29 protein-coding genes are annotated in these 19,348 nt (G+C 47.2%); 27 read left to right on the top strand and 2 right to left on the bottom strand.

Annotation, left to right across the window (positions count from 1 at the left end; all coding sequences use genetic code 11):
• Positions 1-4: 4 nt before the first annotated feature.
• The 23 genes from rpsH to salA all read left to right on the top strand — a co-directional run bounded on the left by rpsH (position 5) and on the right by salA (position 14,541).
• Positions 5-403, top strand: coding sequence for a 30S ribosomal protein S8 (rpsH, locus tag HPT30_RS04860; protein WP_039877390.1), 399 nt, complete (start codon positions 5-7; stop codon positions 401-403).
• A 30-nt stretch (positions 404-433) separates the two neighbouring features.
• The gene (rplF, locus tag HPT30_RS04855; RefSeq protein ID WP_066367610.1) at positions 434-976 is read left to right on the top strand and encodes a 50S ribosomal protein L6; all 543 of its coding nucleotides are present in this window, start codon (positions 434-436) and stop codon (positions 974-976) included.
• Between the two features lie 83 nt (positions 977-1,059).
• Entirely contained in the window at positions 1,060-1,428 is a 369-nt protein-coding gene (gene rplR, locus HPT30_RS04850; RefSeq protein WP_175370342.1) for a 50S ribosomal protein L18, read from the top strand.
• Between the two features lie 27 nt (positions 1,429-1,455).
• Positions 1,456-1,953: a 30S ribosomal protein S5 gene (gene rpsE / locus HPT30_RS04845; RefSeq protein ID WP_066367590.1), complete on the top strand. Its 498-nt coding sequence runs from the start codon at positions 1,456-1,458 to the stop codon at positions 1,951-1,953.
• Positions 1,954-1,967: 14 nt separating this feature from the next.
• On the top strand, positions 1,968-2,153 hold the full coding sequence (gene rpmD, locus HPT30_RS04840; RefSeq protein ID WP_175370341.1) for a 50S ribosomal protein L30: 186 nt from the start codon (positions 1,968-1,970) through the stop codon (positions 2,151-2,153).
• A 41-nt stretch (positions 2,154-2,194) separates the two neighbouring features.
• The gene (rplO, locus tag HPT30_RS04835) at positions 2,195-2,635 is read left to right on the top strand and encodes a 50S ribosomal protein L15 (protein WP_066367583.1); all 441 of its coding nucleotides are present in this window, start codon (positions 2,195-2,197) and stop codon (positions 2,633-2,635) included.
• Positions 2,635-3,933 (top strand): preprotein translocase subunit SecY, encoded by a 1,299-nt coding sequence (secY, locus tag HPT30_RS04830; protein WP_175370340.1) that lies wholly within the window; start codon positions 2,635-2,637, stop codon positions 3,931-3,933. The genes rplO and secY overlap by 1 nt, the downstream gene beginning before the upstream one ends.
• Before the next feature lie 96 nt (positions 3,934-4,029).
• Positions 4,030-4,674, top strand: a complete 645-nt coding sequence (locus tag HPT30_RS04825; RefSeq protein WP_066367572.1) for an adenylate kinase — start codon at positions 4,030-4,032, stop codon at positions 4,672-4,674.
• A gap of 4 nt (positions 4,675-4,678) precedes the next feature.
• On the top strand, positions 4,679-5,431 hold the full coding sequence (map, locus tag HPT30_RS04820; protein WP_175370339.1) for a type I methionyl aminopeptidase: 753 nt from the start codon (positions 4,679-4,681) through the stop codon (positions 5,429-5,431).
• A gap of 11 nt (positions 5,432-5,442) precedes the next feature.
• Entirely contained in the window at positions 5,443-5,751 is a 309-nt protein-coding gene (locus HPT30_RS04815; RefSeq protein ID WP_066367562.1) for a KOW domain-containing RNA-binding protein, read from the top strand.
• A gap of 2 nt (positions 5,752-5,753) precedes the next feature.
• Positions 5,754-5,969 carry a translation initiation factor IF-1 gene (gene infA / locus HPT30_RS04810; protein ID WP_006212898.1) on the top strand — a complete coding sequence of 72 codons (216 nt, stop codon included), beginning with the start codon at positions 5,754-5,756 and terminating at the stop codon, positions 5,967-5,969.
• Positions 5,970-6,022: 53 nt separating this feature from the next.
• Positions 6,023-6,136 carry a 50S ribosomal protein L36 gene (rpmJ, locus tag HPT30_RS04805; protein WP_003322638.1) on the top strand — a complete coding sequence of 38 codons (114 nt, stop codon included), beginning with the start codon at positions 6,023-6,025 and terminating at the stop codon, positions 6,134-6,136.
• 19 nt (positions 6,137-6,155) lie between these two features.
• The gene (rpsM, locus tag HPT30_RS04800) at positions 6,156-6,524 is read left to right on the top strand and encodes a 30S ribosomal protein S13 (RefSeq protein ID WP_066367557.1); all 369 of its coding nucleotides are present in this window, start codon (positions 6,156-6,158) and stop codon (positions 6,522-6,524) included.
• A gap of 19 nt (positions 6,525-6,543) precedes the next feature.
• Positions 6,544-6,939 carry a 30S ribosomal protein S11 gene (gene rpsK / locus HPT30_RS04795; protein WP_066367554.1) on the top strand — a complete coding sequence of 132 codons (396 nt, stop codon included), beginning with the start codon at positions 6,544-6,546 and terminating at the stop codon, positions 6,937-6,939.
• Positions 6,940-7,069: 130 nt separating this feature from the next.
• Positions 7,070-8,014, top strand: coding sequence for a DNA-directed RNA polymerase subunit alpha (locus HPT30_RS04790; protein ID WP_175370338.1), 945 nt, complete (start codon positions 7,070-7,072; stop codon positions 8,012-8,014).
• Between the two features lie 33 nt (positions 8,015-8,047).
• The gene (gene rplQ / locus HPT30_RS04785; protein ID WP_066367544.1) at positions 8,048-8,413 is read left to right on the top strand and encodes a 50S ribosomal protein L17; all 366 of its coding nucleotides are present in this window, start codon (positions 8,048-8,050) and stop codon (positions 8,411-8,413) included.
• 185 nt (positions 8,414-8,598) lie between these two features.
• Positions 8,599-9,390 (top strand): tRNA pseudouridine(38-40) synthase TruA, encoded by a 792-nt coding sequence (gene truA, locus HPT30_RS04780; protein ID WP_175370337.1) that lies wholly within the window; start codon positions 8,599-8,601, stop codon positions 9,388-9,390.
• 192 nt (positions 9,391-9,582) lie between these two features.
• Positions 9,583-10,020 (top strand): 50S ribosomal protein L13, encoded by a 438-nt coding sequence (rplM, locus tag HPT30_RS04775; protein ID WP_175370336.1) that lies wholly within the window; start codon positions 9,583-9,585, stop codon positions 10,018-10,020.
• A 20-nt stretch (positions 10,021-10,040) separates the two neighbouring features.
• A complete protein-coding gene (gene rpsI / locus HPT30_RS04770) occupies positions 10,041-10,433 on the top strand; it encodes a 30S ribosomal protein S9 (protein ID WP_175370335.1) in 393 nt (130 codons plus the stop codon).
• Positions 10,434-10,611: 178 nt separating this feature from the next.
• A complete protein-coding gene (locus tag HPT30_RS04765; protein WP_066367531.1) occupies positions 10,612-11,304 on the top strand; it encodes a phosphoadenylyl-sulfate reductase in 693 nt (230 codons plus the stop codon).
• Positions 11,305-11,342: 38 nt separating this feature from the next.
• Positions 11,343-12,515 carry a sulfate adenylyltransferase gene (gene sat, locus HPT30_RS04760; RefSeq protein WP_175370334.1) on the top strand — a complete coding sequence of 391 codons (1,173 nt, stop codon included), beginning with the start codon at positions 11,343-11,345 and terminating at the stop codon, positions 12,513-12,515.
• Positions 12,516-12,591: 76 nt separating this feature from the next.
• A complete protein-coding gene (cwlD, locus tag HPT30_RS04755; protein WP_175370333.1) occupies positions 12,592-13,365 on the top strand; it encodes an N-acetylmuramoyl-L-alanine amidase CwlD in 774 nt (257 codons plus the stop codon).
• Between the two features lie 63 nt (positions 13,366-13,428).
• Complete coding sequence (gene salA, locus HPT30_RS04750) at positions 13,429-14,541, top strand: iron-sulfur carrier protein/transcriptional regulator SalA (protein WP_175370332.1); 1,113 nt, start codon at positions 13,429-13,431, stop codon at positions 14,539-14,541.
• A gap of 75 nt (positions 14,542-14,616) precedes the next feature.
• Here salA and gerD read toward each other — a convergent pair whose 3' ends face one another.
• Complete coding sequence (gene gerD / locus HPT30_RS04745; protein WP_175370331.1) at positions 14,617-15,300, bottom strand: spore germination lipoprotein GerD; 684 nt, start codon at positions 15,298-15,300, stop codon at positions 14,617-14,619.
• 129 nt (positions 15,301-15,429) lie between these two features.
• Here gerD and HPT30_RS04740 point away from each other — a divergent pair, with 129 nt between their 5' ends.
• Both HPT30_RS04740 and HPT30_RS04735 read left to right on the top strand, forming a co-directional pair.
• Positions 15,430-16,020, top strand: a complete 591-nt coding sequence (locus HPT30_RS04740) for a KinB-signaling pathway activation protein (protein WP_175370371.1) — start codon at positions 15,430-15,432, stop codon at positions 16,018-16,020.
• Between the two features lie 150 nt (positions 16,021-16,170).
• Positions 16,171-16,992 carry a PPK2 family polyphosphate kinase gene (locus tag HPT30_RS04735; RefSeq protein WP_175370330.1) on the top strand — a complete coding sequence of 274 codons (822 nt, stop codon included), beginning with the start codon at positions 16,171-16,173 and terminating at the stop codon, positions 16,990-16,992.
• 62 nt (positions 16,993-17,054) lie between these two features.
• Here HPT30_RS04735 and pdaB read toward each other — a convergent pair whose 3' ends face one another.
• Complete coding sequence (pdaB, locus tag HPT30_RS04730) at positions 17,055-17,861, bottom strand: polysaccharide deacetylase family sporulation protein PdaB (RefSeq protein ID WP_175370329.1); 807 nt, start codon at positions 17,859-17,861, stop codon at positions 17,055-17,057.
• 110 nt (positions 17,862-17,971) lie between these two features.
• On the opposite strand from pdaB, the gene HPT30_RS04725 reads away from it, so the two are divergent.
• Both HPT30_RS04725 and HPT30_RS04720 read left to right on the top strand, forming a co-directional pair.
• The gene (locus HPT30_RS04725; protein ID WP_175370328.1) at positions 17,972-18,583 is read left to right on the top strand and encodes a stage II sporulation protein M; all 612 of its coding nucleotides are present in this window, start codon (positions 17,972-17,974) and stop codon (positions 18,581-18,583) included.
• Positions 18,584-18,756: 173 nt separating this feature from the next.
• Complete coding sequence (locus HPT30_RS04720; protein WP_066367494.1) at positions 18,757-18,987, top strand: hypothetical protein; 231 nt, start codon at positions 18,757-18,759, stop codon at positions 18,985-18,987.
• Positions 18,988-19,348 lie beyond the last annotated feature (361 nt).

Raw genomic sequence — 19,348 nt, 5'->3', positions numbered from 1 at the left:
ACACATGACTATGTCTGATCCTATCGCAGATATGCTTACTCGTATTCGTAACGCTAACATTGTGCGTCACGAGACAGTAGAAATGCCTGCTTCTACAATGAAGAAACAAATCGCGGACATCTTGAAGCGTGAAGGCTTCATTCGTGATGCTGAATTCGTTGAGGATAGCAAACAAGGGATTATCCGTATCTTCTTGAAATACGGCCCTAACCAAGAGCGCGTTATTTCTGGTTTGAAAAGAATCAGTAAGCCAGGCCTTCGCGTTTACACGAAGAGCAATGAAGTTCCTCGTGTACTCGGTGGCCTTGGAATCGCGATTATCTCCACATCCAAGGGAGTTATGACCGACAAAGAAGCTCGTCAATCTAAATCGGGCGGAGAAGTTGTCTGCTACGTTTGGTAATAAACGTCACAAGATAAGGAGGTGCAACACATGTCTCGTATTGGTCGCAAACCAATCGCAGTACCTAGCGGTGTAGATGTCACTTTGGACAACGCCGTTATTACAGTAAAAGGCCCTAAAGGCACTTTGACTCGTGAGCTTCATAAAGACATGAAGATTACGGTTGAAAATAACGAAATCACTGTTGTTCGCCCGTCGGATAACAAATTGCATCGTTCACTTCACGGCACAACCCGCTCCGTTGTCAACAACATGGTGAGTGGTGTGACTGAAGGTTTCTCGAAATCTCTGGAACTGGTTGGGGTCGGATATCGTGCAAGCAAATCCGGAGATAAAATCGTTCTGAACGTTGGTTACTCCCACCCGGTTGAAATTACACCGGAAGCGGGTATCGAGTTCGAAGTTCCTGCGAACACGAAGATCATCGTTAAAGGTATCGACAAAGAACGCGTAGGCGCTTATGCTGCCAAAATCCGTTCCGTACGTGAACCTGAACCGTATAAAGGTAAAGGTATCAAATATGAAGGCGAGCGTATCATCCGCAAGGAAGGTAAAGCCGGTAAGAAGAAATAATCGGCCCAATCTTAATTGTAAGATACCCCGTGCATCTTAAAGTGAAGCTGTTTACGGCAAACTGAAGGGAGTGAAAGGGAAGCATGATTACAAAAGAGGACAAAAACAAGGCTCGTCTCAAAAGACACCTGCGTGTTCGTAAGAAAATTCAGGGAACTACTGAGCGTCCACGTTTGAATGTGTTCCGTTCTTCGAAACACATTTACGCTCAATTGATCGATGATGTTACAGGCGTTACTATCGTATCTGCCTCTACACTTGATAAAGAACTGAGCGGTAGCATCGGTAATGGCGGCAGTGTTGAAGCTGCAAGCAAAGTAGGTCAATTGATCGCTGAGCGCGCTAAAGCAAAAGGTCACGCAGTGGTTGTATTTGACCGCGGTGGATACTTGTACCATGGACGGATTCAAGCATTGGCAGATGCAGCTCGCGAAGCTGGTCTTGAATTCTAGAATAATTCTTAAAAGGAGGTTAACGACTTGCGTGTAGATCCGAACAGTTTAGAGCTGACAGAAAGAGTTGTACACATTAACCGGGTTGCTAAAGTTGTAAAAGGCGGACGCCGTTTCAGCTTTAGTGCATTGGTTGTTGTGGGCGATGGCAACGGCTACGTCGGAGCGGGTATCGGTAAAGCCGGCGAAGTACCGGAAGCCATCCGCAAAGGCATTGAAGATGCTAAGAAAAACCTGATTCACATTCCAATCGTAGGAACTTCGATTCCTCACTTGGTTACTGGTCACTTCGGCGCAGGACGCGTGTTGCTGAAACCAGCATCCGAAGGTACGGGCGTTATCGCTGGCGGACCAGTTCGTGCGGTATTGGAATTGGCAGGCGTTGGCGACATCTTGACAAAATCTTTGGGTTCTTCGAACTCCATGAATATGGTCAATGCAACTTTGGAGGGTCTTTCCCGTCTGAAGCGCATTGAAGAGGTCGCGAAACTTCGCGGCAAATCTGTCGAAGAACTGCGCGGTTAAGGAGGGGAACGTCAATGGCAAAATTGCAGATTACCCTCGTACGCAGCGTAATTGGACGTCCTGAAACACAACGTGTTACAGTTAAGACGCTCGGCCTGCGTAAACTCAATTCGACAGTGGTTCACAATGACAATCCCGCAATTCGCGGAATGATCAACAAAGTGAGCCATTTGGTATCTGTTACTGAAATCGAAGGCTAAATCCTTCGTAATAAATTAACAACAATAAGGAGGTGCAAACGATGAAGTTACATGAACTTGCTCCTGCTCCAGGGTCCCGTAAAGAACGCAACCGCGTTGGTCGCGGTCCTAGTAGCGGTAACGGTAAAACTTCCGGTCGCGGTCATAAGGGTCAAAACTCCCGTTCCGGCGGTGGTGTTCGTCCGGGCTTCGAGGGTGGTCAAAACCCACTCTACCGTCGTCTGCCTAAACGTGGTTTCATCAATCCTACCCGTAAAGAGTATGCGATTGTGAACCTTGAAGATCTGAACAACTTCGCAGAAGGAACTGAAGTAACTCCTGCATTGTTGCTGGAAACAGGCGTTGTCAAGAACTCCAAGAGCGGTATCAAAATCCTCGGCAACGGTGAACTATCCGTTAAATTGACTGTACAAGCAAATAAGTTCTCTCAATCTGCGGTAGAGAAAATCCAGGCTGCCGGCGGTAAAACCGAGGTGATCTAATGTTCAAGACGCTTAAGAATATATGGCATGTTGAAGATTTGCGCAAAAAGATCCTATTCACCCTGTTCGTTTTGATCATCTACCGCATTGGATCGTATGTACCGGTTCCAGGTGTAAACAAGGATGTTTTGCAGTCGGCTAATCAGACAGGCGAAGCGTTGATGAGTCTTTTGAACACCTTCTCCGGAGGAGCGCTCAAGAACTTCTCAATATTTGCGATCAGTATTTACCCGTACATCACAGCATCCATCATCGTGCAGTTACTGTCGATGGATGTTGTTCCTAAGTTTGCTGAATGGGCAAAACAAGGGGAGCACGGGAAAAAGCAACTGGCCCAAATTACGCGCTATGGTACTGTAGTATTAGCTTTGATCCAAGGTTTTGCCACGTCTATCGGGTTTAACCGGATTTATAGTGCTGAGATGATGCCGAATGCAACGTTTGCCGATTACTTGCTGGTTGCCATCATACTGACGGCGGGTACTTCCTTCCTGATGTGGCTAGGTGAACAAATCACTGAAAAGGGTATCGGAAACGGGATCTCGATCCTGATTTTTGCGGGAATCGTCGCAGGCGTTCCGGGACATATAGCAGCTACGGCTCAGTCCAGCTTTATTCAGCCGGATCAGATGTTCCTGAATATTCTTAAAGTCGTGATTGTTGTGATCGTGCTTGTGGCTATTGTGGCAGGAGTAATCTTTGTACAACAAGGTATACGGAAAATTCCTGTACAATATGCCAAACGCGTAGTCGGCAACAAGATGTATGGTGGACAGAACACGCATATTCCGCTGAAGATTAACGCAGCGGGCGTTATCCCTGTCATTTTCGCTGTATCCCTACTGCAATTCCCAGTTGTACTCTCCAGCTTCTGGTCAACACATGAGTGGGCAAAATGGGTTGCTGGCAACCTGAAGTTTAATGAGCCCCTCGGTATGGTTCTGTATATTGTGATGATCATCGGATTTACGTTCTTCTATACGTTCGTTCAGATGAACCCACAGCAGATGGCTGACAACATGAAGAAGAATGGTGGATACATTCCGGGAATTCGTCCTGGTAAAGCTACGGAGAAATACTTGACCAAGGTAATGTCCCGTCTGACGATGTCAGGCGCGTTGTTCCTGGCTCTGATTTCCGTACTTCCTGTATTCTTCGGGAAGATCTCCGGGTTGCCTGATTCGGTTCAAATCGGTGGTACATCGATTCTGATCGTGATCGGGGTGGCATTGGATACAATGAAACAGATTGAGAGCCATTTGATCAAACGCCATTACAAAGGCTTCATCAATAAATAGGCGATAGGTTCCGGTGAGGCTTAAGCAACGAAGACTTCCCGGCACCTATTGTGCTGTTTCTTGCTTGGTGGCGAACTTTGGAGGGAGAGAGAAATCGTGAACTTTTTATTCATGGGCCCTCCTGGGGCAGGCAAGGGAACACAAGCAGCTGTGGTCGTGAAGGAACTTGGTATTCCTCATATCTCAACTGGAGACGCCTTTCGCTTGGCAATCAAGCAGGAAACTCCAGTGGGACTTAAGGCCAAGTCCTATATCGATCAGGGTTTGCTTGTACCAGATGATGTGACCATTGGAATCGTGGAAGAACGACTTCAGCAGTCCGATTGCGAAAAAGGTTTTTTATTGGACGGTTTTCCAAGAACCCTTTCGCAAGCGGAAGCGCTGGATGGAATCCTGAGTCGTTTGAACACTTCCTTGGATCATGTGATCAACTTGAATGTTGACCGCGGCCTGCTTATGGCACGTCTTACGGGACGTCGAATTTGCAGTGTGTGTGGAGCATCCTATCATCTGATCTTCAACCCGCCAAAGCAAGAAGGCATTTGCGACATTGATGGCGGCGAGCTTTATCAACGTCCAGATGACAACGAAGAGAGCGTAGGAAAGCGTCTGGATGAGTACGACAACAAGACAGCGCCTCTGCTCACGTTTTATGAAAATAAAGGTCTTTTGCGTCAGGTGAACGGGGAAAACGAAATCGATGTCGTTTCTTCCGAAATAGTGTCTTTACTGCGAGGTTAGTGTAATGATCATATGTAAGTCCGAACAGGAACTTGCCTTTATGAGGGAAGCTGGTCGAATTGTTGCCGAGAGTCACCGATTGATATCACAGGCCATTGAGCCAGGGATCACAACCGGAGAGCTCGACAGAATCGCCGATCAATACATTCGCAGTCAAGGTGCTGTGCCGTCTTTCAAAGGCTACAACGGTTTTCCTGCCAGCATTTGCGCTTCAGTCAATGAACAATTGGTGCATGGATTTCCGGGTAAACGCAAGCTGATCGAAGGCGATATCGTTACGCTGGATATCGGCGCAGAGTACCGCGGTTATCACGGTGATTCCGCCTGGACCTACGGGGTGGGCAGCATTTCCGAAGAGGCTCAGCGTTTGCTGGACGTTACGGAGGGCTCCCTGTACGCAGGACTGGCGTTAGTTAAGCCGGATGTGCGCTTGTTTACAATCTCCCACGCCATACAGAAATACATTGAAGAAGCCGGGTTTTCGGTGGTACGCGAGTATGTTGGTCATGGTATTGGGGCAGAACTGCATGAAGAACCGCAAATTCCTAATTATGGCGTAGCGGACCGCGGACCAAGGCTTAAACCTGGCATGGTGCTGGCGATTGAGCCGATGGTAAACGTGGGTGAACGGTATGTCAAAACGCTGGAAGATAACTGGACGGTCGTTACGGTGGATGGTTCATTGTGTGCCCATTTTGAGCATACAGTAGCAGTTACTCCGGACGGCATGGAAATTTTCACAAAACTGAATGCGTAGGTGATCTTCATTTGAGTACTGGGAGCAGCCCGCAGGTTGGTCAATTGGTGAGAATTCTCAAAGGCAAGGATGCCGGAGAGGCTGCCATTGTTATCGCAGTTGTTGACAGCAGATTTGTATACATTGCCGATGGGGACAAACGCAAGTTTGACGGGCCGAAGAAGAAGAATATTCTTCATCTGGAGCTCATACCTTTCATCAGCAGTGAGGTTGTGGACAGTTTGAAAGAGACCGGAAGGGTGACCAATGGAAAGCTGCGTTTTGCAGTGACTAAATATGGTGATCCCGAAGGAATAAGCGCGAAAGAGAAAGGAGACTAACTGTGGCTAAGGAAGATGTCATTGAGGTGGAAGGTACGGTCATTGAGCCGTTGCCGAATGCAACATTTAAGGTTGAACTGGAAAACGGTCATCAAATACTTGCCCATGTATCCGGTAAATTGCGGATGCACTTTATCCGTATATTGACCGGAGACAAAGTGGTCGTGCAGTTATCGCCTTATGATTTAACTAAAGGTCGTATAACTTACCGTAAATAGATGGGAACTACGAAAAAAGTTTTGCTTCGCAAAACTTTGAGGAGGTAATTAGCATGAAGGTAAGACCTTCTGTAAAGCCCATTTGCGAGAAATGCAAAGTCATCCGCCGCAAAGGGACTGTTATGGTAATTTGCGAAAATCCGAAACACAAACAAAAACAAGGTTAAGAAGGGGGTGTAGCGTAAAATGGCTCGTATAGCTGGAGTGGATTTGCCACGTGACAAACGCGTTGAGATCGCCTTGACTTATATTTTCGGAATCGGTAAAACGACTTCCCAGAAAATTCTTAATGAAACAGGCATTAGCGCTAATACACGTGTCCGTGATTTGACGGAAGATGAAGTCAGCAAACTGCGTGAAACGATCGACAAGTCCGTTAAGGTTGAAGGTGACCTTCGTCGTGAAATTTCCTTAAATATTAAGCGTCTTACTGAGATCGGCTGTTACCGCGGTGTTCGTCACCGTCGTGGATTGCCTGTTCGCGGTCAACGTACTAAAACGAATGCCCGTACCCGGAAAGGCCCGCGTCGTACGGTAGCAAACAAAAAGAAATAATAAGGGGGGATAAGAGACAATGGCTAAACCGAAAAAAGTCGTACGTACCAAACGTCGCGACCGTAAAAATATCGAGAGTGGCGTGGCACACATTCGTTCCACGTTCAACAACACCATCGTTACCATCACGGATCCTCACGGTAATGCAATTTCCTGGGCTAGCTCCGGCGGCCAAGGATTCAGAGGTTCCCGTAAATCGACTCCATATGCAGCGCAAATGGCAGCCGAGACAGCAGCGAAAGCCGCTATGGAACACGGCATGAAATCCGTTGAAGTTATGGTTAAAGGACCGGGCGCGGGCCGCGAAGCAGCCATCCGTTCCCTTCAAGCCGCTGGTCTTGAAGTTAACCTCATTAAAGACGTTACTCCAGTTCCTCACAATGGATGCCGTCCGCCAAAACGCCGCCGCGTATAGTGAAATCAGTATCGTGATTGTGGTATAATTCTGACGCATCTGCTAATAATAGGTGTTTAGGCATACTACATGATGCACCTGATGGGTGACAGTTTCATATAGGAGCGACGTTTGAAGGAGGGGTACACTCGTGATAGAAATTGAAAAGCCGAAGATTGAGACCGTAGAAGCCAATGAAGAAGGAACCTATGGGAAATTCGTAGTTGAACCGCTGGAACGTGGATATGGCACGACTCTGGGGAACTCGCTTCGCCGGATACTGCTGTCCTCCCTGCCGGGAGCCGCAGTGACTTCGGTCCAAATTGACGGTGTTCTGCATGAGTTCTCCACCGTTCCTGGCGTAATGGAAGATGTGACGGAAATCATTTTGAACCTGAAAGCTCTCTCCCTGAAGATTCATTCAGATGAGGAGAAAGTGTTCGAGATTGATGCTGAAGGGGAAGGCGTCGTGACCGCAGGTGATATCCGTGCGGACAGCGACGTTGAGATCCTGAACCCGGATCTTCATATTGCAACGCTGGGACCTGGTGCGAGACTTCACATGCGAATTTTTGCAGGCCGTGGTCGTGGCTATGTCCAAGCGGACCGGAACAAACGCGAAGACCAGCCAATCGGCGTTATCCCGGTTGACTCCATCTACACACCTATCTCTCGTGTTAACTACGTCATTGACAACACTCGTGTTGGCCAAGTAACCAACTATGACAAATTGACACTTGAGATCTGGACAGATGGTAGTATCAGACCGGAAGAGGCTGTAAGCCTCGGAGCCAAAATTTTGAACGAGCACCTCGTATTGTTCGTAGGACTTACGGATGAAGCGAAAGACGCCGAAATTATGGTTGAAAAAGAAGAAGACAAAAAAGAAAAAGTGCTTGAGATGACAATCGAAGAGCTTGATCTTTCTGTCCGTTCCTACAACTGCCTCAAACGCGCTGGTATCAACACCGTGCAGGAGCTTACCACGAAGACAGAAGAAGATATGATGAAGGTGCGTAACCTTGGTCGTAAATCTTTGGAAGAAGTTCAGGAAAAGCTTGAGGAACTCGGTTTAGGACTCCGTACAGAAGAATAGCGATCAGATTGCTATAGTAAAGGAGGGAATAGAATGGCATACCAAAAATTGGGCCGTGATTCCAGTGCGCGTAAAGCTTTGTTTCGTGACTTGGTAACGGATCTGTTCTTGTATGAGCGTATCCAAACAACGGAAGCCAAGGCGAAGGAAGTTCGTTCCATCGCTGAGAAACTAATCACTAAAGCGAAAAAGGGCGATCTTCATGCTCGCCGTCAAGTAGCTGCATTTGTACGTCGTGAGACTGTTGATGGCGAACAAGATGCAATCCAAAAATTGTTCTCTGATATTGCTCCTCGTTACACAGAGCGTCCAGGTGGATACACTCGTATCATGAAACTGGGACCTCGCCGTGGCGATGCTGCGCCTATGGTTTACCTTGAGCTGGTAGACCGCGCGTAGTAACGGAGGTATTGATTTCCGGCAACCCCAGAGATCATTTTCCTCGGAAAATGGTTCATGGGAAAGAAAAGTGTTATTGTGCAGCAGGGGCTTATAGGCCCTGCCGTACAACTAACCGCGGGAATCGCCTTGTTAGAGTAGAAGGAGCTCCCGCAGGGGCTCTTTTTTTTGTAAAGGAGAATGGAATGCGTAATCTATTGATGAAGGTCAATTATGACGGAACGACTTATGATGGCTTTCAGACCCAGCCACAGGGCAATACGATTCAAGACCGGCTGGAAGAGGCTATACTCCACTTGACGGGCGAAGACCTCAAGATACATGCTTCAGGACGCACGGATGCCGGAGTACATGCATACGGCCAGCCGTTCAATTTCATCACCTCCTCGCAAATTCCGCTGGAACGCTGGTGTCTGGCTCTGAATGCGAGATTGCCGCAGGATATTGTGGTTACGGAAGCGAGAGAAGTCCCGCTGTCGTTCCATTCCCGGAGAAGCGCAAAGCGCAAGACCTACCGGTATACGATTAACGCGAATCAGTTCCCGGATCCTTTTCAGAGACGCTGGCAGCTGCATCATCCGGGTATCCTGGATGTATCAGCCATGCAGCAGGGATTGACCCATCTTTTGGGTACACATGACTTTACTTCATTTGCTTCACGGCATTCGACGAAGACATCACATGTTCGAACAATCTATGAGGCGCATATGGAGGTAGACACAAGTATGTGTAGGCCGAATCCCCGGGATCAGGGAGTTATTCATGTTTTTATTACCGGGAGTGGTTTCTTGCAGCATATGGTCCGTATTATTATGGGAACGCTGATCAATGTGGGTCAAGGGAAATGCCCTGCAGATAAAGTAGCACATATTCTGGCAGCTTGTGATCGTGGTGCAGCAGGCCCTACAGCTGTGGCTAATGGGCTTACGCTGTGGAGCGTAGAATATGAAGAGGCCGATTATAAAAAAGCTGATTGAAACCTAAGTTTCACTTGCACTTGTGATGCTTATACTGTAGAATAAAAGTTGTGTTTTCTTGATGGCTATCCCACAGCCCCGATCAAGATTACACCCACAACTGCTTTACACTAACATTCACAATTGTAATTCAATGAGAAACAAGATATACGAAACAGATGATTTTCGTACGAGAACAAGGAGGAAACATTCATGCGTACCACCTATATGGCGAAGCCAAACGAAGTTGAACGCAATTGGCACATCATTGATGCCGAAGGCAAAACACTTGGTCGTTTGGCAAGCGAAGCCGCTGCTTTGATCCGTGGCAAACACAAACCGCAATTCACTCCACACGTTGATACAGGAGATTTCGTAATTGTAATCAACGCTGAGAAAATTGAATTGACTGGTAAGAAATTGGAGAACAAAAAGTACTATCGTCACTCGATGCACCCGGGCGGATTGAAAGTTACTACTGCTGGTGAATTGCTTAAGACTAAACCTGAGCGTGTTCTTGAATCTGCTGTTCACGGTATGATTCCTAAGACTCGTCAAGGCAATCAAATGAAGTTGAGATTGAAAGTCTATGCAGGCGCTGAGCATCCACATGCAGCACAAAAACCTGAAGTTTACGAACTTCGCGGATAAGAATAAGGGAGGACAGTTTCATGGCACAAGTACAATACTATGGGACAGGTCGTCGTAAACATTCGGTAGCACGTGTTCGCCTTGTACCGGGTGAAGGACGCATTGTCATTAACAAACGCGATATCAACGAATATTTCGGTTTGGAAACACTCAAACTGATCGTAAAACAACCTTTGAACCTGACTGAAACCCTGAACAGCTACGATGTAATCGTACTGGCTCATGGTGGCGGTATCTCTGGTCAAGCTGGCGCAATCCGTCACGGAATTTCCCGTGCATTGCTGAAAGCTGATCCTGAATTCCGTCCATCGCTGAAGAAAGCCGGCTTCCTGACTCGTGACCCACGTATGAAGGAACGTAAGAAATACGGCCTTAAAGCAGCTCGTCGTGCTCCTCAGTTCTCGAAACGTTAATATTTATACAAGAAGACCCTTTTCCTTTGGAGATGGGTCTTCTTTTTATATTATTATTTTCTGGGGAAATGTTTATTTCATCCAATTTCATTGACATCTACAGGGAAAGTTATATACTATTCCATATAAAAATAGTTGGGATTAATAAGGTTTTTCTATAAGGATGGGGGAATTAAATATGAATCTGCTTGAGAAGGAAGATTTGATCAAGATCAAGGCTGATGAATTGGAAAATGCCTCTCCCGAGGAAATTATTCGCTGGGCAGTAGACACCTTTCCTAATATAACGTTTGCCTGCAGCTTTGGCGCAGAAGATGTGGTTTTGGTGGATATGCTCCAAAAAGTCAGCCCTTCTACAGATGTGTTTTACCTCGATACCGATTTTCATTTCAAAGAAACTTATGAAACCAGAGACGTGATGTCAGAGAAATATGGCTTGGAGTTTGTCCGTGTAGCTCCACAAATCACTCCGCAGGAGCAAGCACTTCAGTACGGTGATGCGCTATGGAGTACAGATCCCAATCAATGTTGCGGTATCCGTAAAGTTGAACCGCTCACGCGAATTTTGTCTCAGTATGAGGCATGGATAACAGGAATTAGACGTGATCAGGCACCTACCCGTGCCAATGCCAAAAAAGTCGAGTACGATTATAAGTTCGGCCTAGTCAAATTCAATCCAATTGCTGACTGGACAAGTGAAGATGTCTGGAACTACATCCGTGAGAATAATGTGGTCTATAACCCACTGCATGACCAGAATTATCCGAGTATCGGTTGTGAATATTGCACAAGACAGGTTATGCCAGGTGAAGATCCGCGTGCGGGACGTTGGTCAGGGTCGGAGAAAACCGAATGCGGTTTGCACAAATGAGGCATACTGCCGCAACAACACAGAAGGGGAGAGTATAGATGACTTCAATACTGCCGCATGGCGGAACACTGGTCGGGCGCGTAGCAGAAGGGGCAGAGCGCGAGAGACTGCTGCAAGCCTCAGTGCATAACAAAACGATCGCTATTAACACTTGGACAATCTCTGATCTTGATCTTATAGCAGTGGGAGCCTTTTCGCCGCTCACGGGCTTTCTGAATGAGCAGGACTACCATTCCGTTGTTCAGAATATGCGTCTGGCGAATGGTACGGTATGGAGCATTCCGATAACACTGGCTGTGGAGGAAGAAGTTGCGGCCGGCCTTAGTGTAGGAGAGCAGGTCACGCTGGTAGGACAGGAAGATGGTTTGATTTACGGAGTGCTGGACGTTGAGAGCCTATATAACGTGGATCAGCTTGTTGAAGCACAGCATGTCTTCAAGACTACGGACCCCGAGCATCCGGGTGTGAGCAAGCTATTGGCGCGTCCCTCCACTTATGTTGGCGGACCCATTACTGTTTTGAACCGTCCACAACCGGCGAAGTTCGGAGAATTCTATTTCGACCCTGCGGAGACCCGTAAAATATTCGCGGATAAGGGCTGGAGAACGGTTGTAGGCTTTCAGACACGCAATCCGGTGCACCGTGCTCATGAGTACATCCAGAAGTGCGCTATGGAGGTTGTAGACGCGTTGTTCCTGAACCCGCTAGTTGGCGAGACCAAGTCGGATGATGTTCCGGCCAATGTACGGATGAAAAGTTATTTGGTTCTTTTGGAGAATTATTATCCGGAAGATCGTACTTTTCTTGGTGTGTTTCCGGCTGCCATGCGTTACGCAGGCCCACGGGAGGCGATTTTTCATGCCATGGTGCGTAAAAACTACGGATGCACCCATTTCATTGTTGGACGTGATCATGCGGGGGTAGGCGATTACTATGGCACTTACGAAGCACAGGAGATCTTCACGAACTTTACCGCTGATGAACTTGGGATAACGCCATTATTCTTTGAACATAGTTTTTTCTGCAAAAAATGCGGCAATATGGCTTCGAACAAAACTTGCCCGCATCCAGGAGAAGATCATTTAACCTTGTCCGGCACCAAAGTGCGGGGGTTGCTGCGTGAGGGCACTTGCCCGCCACCAGAATTCACCCGTCCAGAGGTCGCTCAGGTGTTAATTGAAGGGATGTCACCGGAAGCCTCCGTTCGATAAATCCAAAGCCAGTAATAATTGACCCTCTTGTCCCATATAGATGAGTAGAATCTATCGGGACGAGGGGGTCTTTGTTATGTCTGGCCGAAAGCAGAGTAAAGTCTCGGTCTGGATCGCATGGAGCAGTATCAGAAAAGGTATGCTCGGCATAGCCTTACTGGCATTGATGATCGGAATCATCGCCTATGACATGCCTACAGCTAAAACAACAAATTATTGGAGCCTGCCGCTGTCCGGTAAAGTCATCGCTATAGATGCCGGCCACGGGGGACCGGATGGCGGTGCTGTCAGCCGAGAAGGGCTGATTGAGAAGGATATCAATCTGTCCGTTTCTCTCTATCTGCGGGATTATCTGCAGCAGGCCGGTGCTATTGTGGTGATGACCCGAGAAGGTGATTACGACTTGGCACAGAATGATACGAAGGGCTATGCGAAGCGCAAGACAGAGGACCTGAAGCAACGGGTCAGAACGATTGAAGAGAAGCGGGTGGACTTATTTATCAGCGTTCATATGAACAGCATTCCCTCCAACCGCTGGAGCGGAGCACAAACCTTTTACTATCCCAATAACCAGGATAACAAGCCACTAGCGGATTTCGTACAGGCCGAGCTAAGGAATACGCTGGAGAATACGGATCGTGTGGCCAAGACAGTTAATACGGTGTATCTGCTTAAGGCACTGAAGATGCCGTCTGTGCTGGTAGAAGTCGGGTTTCTATCGCATCCACAGGAGTCGTTGCTTCTTGGGGATGATGTATATCAGCGCAAGGTGGCAACCAGTATATACCGGGGAATCCTCCGATACGAATCAGAGCAGCAGGGTAAGGACTACTCTTCCATAGAAAGGTAATGCTATAATAAGACAAAAAACACCGGAGCAATTCTGTCCGGAAGTGAAACTGAGGTGCTTTCCATGCTGACCAGGGAACAAATCCAGGAACTTTTGCAGAACATTAAAGACCCGGAAACCGGAAAAAGCCTTATCGAGCTGCAATTAATTCGCGATATTATGATTAAAGAGGATCGTGTCTCACTGTCTATTGTCTGTCTGGATTCAGAAGAGCAAAGACGCATAGAGCTGGAACAGCAGGTGCGTGATTTGCTGGAGAATGGCGGGGCCGGGAACGTGCACATCCGGCTTAGGGATGCCACAGACTATGAGCGCTCGCTCCATAGGGGTGGAAATTCCGAGGAGTCCGAAGAGGAGCACGAGGTTAAGCTGAAAAAAGGCCATGCTGCCGGTCTTGATGATCATGAACTGATCAGTCCGGAATCAGGTGTGAAATTTATTGCTGTAGCTAGTGGTAAAGGCGGTGTAGGGAAATCGACCGTCACTGTTAACTTGGCGGTAGCCCTGGCACGTAAAGGTAAGAAGGTAGGCCTGATCGACGCCGATATCTACGGCTTTAGTGTTCCAGATATGATGGGCATTGAGGAAGGGCCGGTGGTTGATGACGGGACTATTATTCCTGTGGAGCGTTTTGGCGTAAAAGTGATGTCCATGGGTTTCTTCATCCGTGAGAACAGTCCTGTCATTTGGCGTGGACCGATGCTTGGCAAAATGCTGCGTCAATTCTTCAGTGATGTAGGCTGGGGAGAATTAGACTACATGCTGCTGGATCTTCCCCCAGGAACAGGTGATGTGGCCCTGGACGTGCATCAGATGCTTCCACAGAGTAAAGAGATTATCGTCACTACCCCACATGCCACTGCAGCCTTTGTAGCCGCCAGAGCGGGCGCTATGGCTTTGCAGACGGATCATGAGGTTATCGGGGTGATTGAGAATATGTCCTATTACGAATGCTCGGGCTGTGGACAGAAGGAGTATATCTTCGGACGCGGTGGCGGTGCCAGACTGGCGGAGACTCTACATACTGAGCTTTTGGCTCAAATTCCACTTGGAGCACCGGATAATCATATCTCAGAGCCGGATTTCTCACCTTCGGTATATAAAGAAGAGACAACAGCAGCCTTGTTGTTTGCCGAAGTGGCGGACAAGCTGATTGCTAAATATGAGCAAGAATAAAACCGCATCACATTAAAAATGAAAAAGAGGCCGTTTCTCCATTTGGTGGGGAAAGGCCTCTTATTTGTGCATTATTTAAGATCCGGAGTCGTCGCCTCCGCCACCACCATCTTGTTTTCCACCTTCGCCTTGCCCACCGCCTTCCTTCTTCTGGACCTTAGGCTGAAGCTCTTCCTGGACCACGGTCTTCAGAAGATTGAGCACTTCCATGCGGAACAGGGGATTCTGCATCGCATCCTGCATAATGGTCATCGTTTGCTTGCGGTAGTCTGGGGTTTTGGTGAGGTCCAGATACATCTTCGTCATTTCTGGAGACTTCATAATTTCCCCAACCGATTTCTGGTACGTGGGGTCTTTGATCAGCTGTTGATGAAGCTCTTTGCTTTGTGCGTTAATCGCTTTGGCGAACTCACCCGCGAACTTGGGGTCTGTCATGATCTTCTCAAGTTCTTTTTTGTACTCCGGCGCCGTTAGTGTGTCCTTGACTGCCACGCGAATTTGTTCTGTGGTCTGAAGCGGTACCATCTTCATACTCATTCCGCTTCCGCCGCCTTCACCGCCTCCCGAGCTGGGACTCGAAAGAGCCTCTTCGACCGCCTTTTTCCCATCATCACTTTTTAATATATCAACAACCATGGTCTTCATTTCCTTGTATCCGCCTTGTCCTGAGGAAGAACTGCTTTGCTCGCCTCCACAGGCCGTCAAGGTCAGGACCAAGCTCAATGTTAAACTGGCGAAGCCCATCGTCCTCCATTTCATTGGCACTGCCCTCCTTTGTAGGATTTTGATATGTAGTATGCCGCTTGAGAATACATTTAATGTCACACAGTAATGGTTTTTTGACGGTAACCTTGGTAAAATAAATCTGACATGAGGGGGGTGAACTGGCTGAGCATTAAAAAGTGGTTTTATTTATTTTGGACTACGCTGCTTATCGGAGCGGCCGGTGCTGTTATTGCCGGTCTTGCACTGCAGGCAGTGAATGGCAAGATTGATTTTAAAAGTACGGCAGATTTTCTGCTGTACCCGCTTATTTTATTGGGGTATGGAATGCTGGTTAGCGTCTATTCCCAGCTTGGCTTTTTCGCCTATCTGATTCTGAACTACATGGGCATTGGCGTATTTCCGCGAAAAGTCTGGCAGTACATACAACTGGTGCTCGCCGTACTCGCCTTGCTGGAGCTCGTCTTCTTACGCTCTGTCGTGGGTGGGGAGCGAAACGTAACCTCAGACCTGTTCTTGGGGATTCTGATTCTGCTATCCGCTATTGTAGTGACTTACTTTAAGGTAAGGAGTACGAACTTCTCTGCCTGGATCCCCACGTTTTTCTTTATGACAGCGATTACTATCGTAGAAACCATCGGCGTGCTTCGTATTGGCGTGGACAGTGCCACCGTATTTATTATTGTTCCTTTGATCGCCTGCAATGCCTTCCAAATCTTGATGCTTCATCGTGTTTTGAAGCCCCAGGCTGCCTGAAGGAGAATGTACCCAATCCCTCGTTTCCTTATCCTGCAAGGAGGCGGGGATTTTTATTTTATGTGGGAAGAACGGTTAAAAACGGACACTGGAGGGTAATCTCAGAAAGACGCTTTTATTGCGAATTCATCTTAATGGGGAGGGGAATATATGGGCATCAAGCGCTATATGATAAAAGACACAAACGAAATCTCGCTAAGCAAACTGGATCCGGGTGAGAAGGGAACGTTCAAGTCGAAGGAAGAGGCAAGCGTGGAGACGGAGCGGCTGAAAGAGCGGCTTGCGGAACTGCAGGACATTCTCTTTGCCCAAAAGAAACATTCATTGCTTGTGATCTTGCAAGGTATGGATTCCAGCGGGAAGGACGGAACAGTCAAACATATTTTCTCAGGACTCAATCCTCAAGGCTTCACAGTCACCAGTTTTAAAAAGCCTACTCTGGACGAAGCGGCGCATGATTTCTTGTGGAGAGTACATCAGAAGACACCACCTAAAGGCTACATTTCTGCGTTCAACCGCTCGCATTATGAGGATGTGCTTGTTCCTCGTGTACACGGAGGCCTAAGCAAAGAGGATTTGAAGCGCCGTTTTCGCTATATCCGCCAGTTTGAGGAAATGCTCGCTGAAGAAGGGACGACTATCGTCAAGCTCTTTTTGCATATATCCAAGGAGAAGCAGATGGAGAAGATCCAGGAGCGTCTCCATGATCCCAAGAAGCACTGGAAATTTGATGTTAGTGATCTGCAGGAGCGGGAGTACTGGAGTGAGTACCAGAAGGCGTACGAAGATGTTTTCCGGGAGAGCAGTATAGAAAAAGCACCGTGGTATTGGATTCCGGCCAATCACCGGTGGTACCGCAATTATTTGGCTCTATCCATTGTAGTGAAGACGCTGGAGGGTCTTGATCTGAGTTATCCGAAACTGGACACCCCCACACCCAATATCTCGGAGCTCATTTCCCCACATCATTAAAATTTGAGGAATGGATAGGCTTTTTGTACAATTAGCGGTACCACAGGGAAGGCGTTTAAGTCTTACATGCCCGCTGCATCCTGCAGCCGGTCATTCAGCCAAGCAGAATCCCGGACTTCCTTGCCTTCAGTGCTGCTTTGGCTCAGAAGCTCGGATACGGTAACGAATTCATAACCTTGGGCGCGCAGCTCATCAATAATTCTGGGGAGGGCCTCGTGTGTCTGTTTACAGGAGTCGCTGGCATGCAGAAGCACGATATCTCCCGGATGAGCTTTTTTCGTCACGCGGTTAACGATATTATCTACGCCGATGTTTTTCCAGTCCAGGGAATCGGTGTCCCATTGAATCACTTTGTAACCGAGATCGGTGGCCACCTGTAGCACCCTTTTGTCAAAATCGCCATTAGGCATACGAATCAGATTCGGTTCTTTCCCTGTCAACTCGGTCAATACGGTGTGAGCGGTACTAATTTGTGTGCGAATTTCCTCGTTGCTAAGAGTACTGTAATTGACGTGTTTATGCCCGTGGCTTCCAATCTCATAGCCCGCATCTTTGATGCTTGTCACAATATCGGGGTGAGTTTTACTCCATGGTGAGGATAGGAAGAAAGTTGCCTTATCCACTTTTTTGTCTTCCAGCACCTTGAGAATTGGTCCAGGCCTCTTCTCTCCCCAGCTAATATCGAACGTCAGGGCAATCAGCTTCTTCTCCGTCGGTACACTGTAGATCGCAGAAGGGGGGGCGGCTTGAGAAAACACCGTAATATTTCCCCTCTCGACATACACTACACCGGCAGCAAGCAGCGCAGCAGCGAAGATGTAAAAGAACCTTTTGATCTTCTTGCCGCTAAATACATAAAACGAATTCATAAATGACAGCGCTCCTCTCCCCAGCAAATGCTTGTTTGTTCTAAATGTATGCTCGTACCGTCATGTTATGACCCTTGAGATAGGGAGATCACTAATATCAGGAGGTATCTATGCTATCGTTCTTCACTTTTGCCAAAGATCTTAAATCTATCCGAAAGGCATTATTGTTCTCACTGCTGTTGTTCGCCTTGGGTGTAGTGTTCGGCTGGATCGGCACAGAAGGCTTGGAAAAGCTGCTTATGCAGCAACTGGAGGGACTCAGAACAATTAGCGGAACACTAAAGGAGTCGTCTAACCCTCAATGGAGCTTCTTTGTATTTATATTTTTAAATAACAGTATTAAAGGTGTCGTTATTATCTTTCTCGGAGCATTGTTTGGCATACTGCCGGCGTTATTCCTCCTAATCAATGGTGCGGTAATCGGCTATATTGTGCATTTGTCGGCACTTCAAGGCCAGGATTTATTCACGTTGATTGTAAAAGGTCTGCTGCCCCACGGAATTATTGAGATCCCTGCTATTATTATTGCCTGTGCTTTTGGACTGCAGTTTGGAGCTAACGTTGTCGCGAGTATGTTTAGAAGAACGGGGAGGAGCGGGACTAGAGGAGAAGAGTGGACTTTCTTTATGAGACAGACATTAACGGCTTCTATATGGATCGTTATCCTTCTATTTGTTGCGGCTATTATCGAAAGTACAATTACATTTTCTCTTTTATCATAAAATATCTGGGAAATGAGCATAACATTAGAGTCATGTATTTGCGGAAAGTGGGTAAATAGAAGGTAAGCAACTTAAAGTGTGCCATACCGGGGAATGAACTACTTTTCCATAACCATCAGCTTCTATACTTGAGGCAATTGTAAAATGAAACCCTTGCGAAGGAGGCCAAGCATATGTTGGGGATGTTGTTCAACGAGAAGGAGTGCAAGGAACTGGACTATGTTTTGCGCAAAGAGCTTGATGAGATGCTGTTAGACTTGAGCGATCAACGCTTGGACCAAAATATTAGGCATGCTATCGCCAACCGATACAAAACAGTATTTCGTATGTATGCGCGTTTCGCTCCCCAGAAAGAGCTGTCCAAGTATGCTTGGGGCGGGAAGTCTTCTCAGTTCAAGCATTGAAACAAGAAAGGCTATAGTAAGAGTTTAAGATAAGCTGAAAAAATATAAAATAATAGCTTGACGAAAAGGGGGGCGCCGTGATAAATTATATCTCGCGCCCCTTTTGGTAATTAAAAAGGTGAACGCAGGCAAGAAAAACGAAAAAAACTTTTTTCAAAAAAACACTTGCCAAAAAGCACAACAGTATGATATATTATAAAGGTCGCTGCTGAGACATTAAGCGGCGAACAAACAAGAAAATGATCTTTGAAAACTGAACAACGAGTGAGTATCGAATTCACGAAAGTGAGTTCAAAATGAGAATTTTTAATTCTCGTCAGATGTTTCAAAATGAGCAATCGCTCTTTCTAAATACCAATTT

This window comes from Paenibacillus agri, from assembly GCF_013359945.1.
GTDB lineage: Bacteria > Bacillota > Bacilli > Paenibacillales > Paenibacillaceae > Paenibacillus_AQ > Paenibacillus_AQ agri.
Note: the sequence above shows the minus strand (reverse complement) of the source record. Positions and strands in the feature narration are given on the sequence as shown.